At 33.2% G+C, this 1,190-nt stretch carries 1 protein-coding gene; it reads right to left on the minus strand.

Annotation, left to right across the window (positions count from 1 at the left end; all coding sequences use genetic code 11):
• The coding region (locus tag BMW64_RS20355) for an IS4 family transposase (protein WP_143052759.1) at positions 1-1,184 on the minus strand (1,184 nt) is incomplete at its 3' end.
• Between the last annotated feature and the right edge of the window lie 6 nt (positions 1,185-1,190).

A 1,190-nucleotide genomic window follows, 5' to 3' on the forward strand; every position in this document is an offset into this window, starting at 1 on the left:
GCAAATACGATTAAAATAGCAGTAATCATATCTCGAAGTTCCATAGCTATTCTCCTTTTTGCGGTTTTGTATCCCAAATTATTTACTTTTTTGTAGATCAACAGTAACATTGATGCAATCATGGTCATGTAGATCATTACTTCAATCCCGTTTTTATTAAGTGAAACAAGATGGCTTAAATTCAACTCTTGTTTCATGAACCTGAAGAACACTTCAATATCCCATCTTTTCCGGTAGTAATCGGATATTTCCTTGGCAGAGAGTTCAAAATCGTTGGTGATAAACCAAAATTCTTTACCTGTTTTTTCATTTTTAATGACCATCAATCGAAAATACGTTTCCACTTTTTCTTCCCGATGATGGATATTTCCACGTTTATTTAGAATGGGTTTTCCGGTGTAAAGTTTCACTTTGCTGTCTTTAATCACTTCCCAGTAATCCCATTTTAGAACGTTTTCTGTTTCAAGAAAAGATTCAATCTCTTCAAATTTTCTGTCTTCTTTGGAACGGATAATAAATTTCACAGACTTTTGTTCAAAATCTCTCATCGTTCTTGTAGACTGCATCCCTCTGTCTATTACATATATATTATCGTGATGCTCTTCTTTTTTAACTTGGCTCAGAATCGCCTCAGCAAGTGCATTGTCTTCTGTCGAATATTTTTGTCCCGTAAAAATCTCTACACCTGATGGTAAAATTCCATCAAACGAAAAACTGAATTTCACTAATTTTTTCCCACTTTTTTGATCAATTCCTTCTTTGAGTTTTGAGCAAGTATCAGCCACAATAGTACTGTCAACCCTGATCAGATTATATTTTTCTATTTCAGATTTGTCATAGAGACTTGAAAACTGTCCATACATCTGCTCATAGATTTCTTTAAAAAAATGGGAGTCAATTTTGGATAGCCGTTCTGAAATTGAACTTCTTCGCACTTTTTCCTCTTCACCCAAACCGAATAAAGCTTTAAAACCACTGCTGTTAAAAGTGTCTTCTAAGGTTCTTTGACTTAATTTTTCATTATCAAAAATACAAAATAAGAGTAGGTAAAACATTTTTTTGCCATGCAGAACTTTGCTGTAATAATCGACTTTTGTGGTTGCAGAAAGATGGCTTAAAAGTGCTTCGGGAATAAATTCTAAAACTTGCTTAAGTGAAATTCTGTGATCTTTAAAAACTGACATAAATAA

This window comes from Chryseobacterium taichungense, from assembly GCF_900109935.1.
Taxonomy (GTDB): domain Bacteria; phylum Bacteroidota; class Bacteroidia; order Flavobacteriales; family Weeksellaceae; genus Chryseobacterium; species Chryseobacterium taichungense.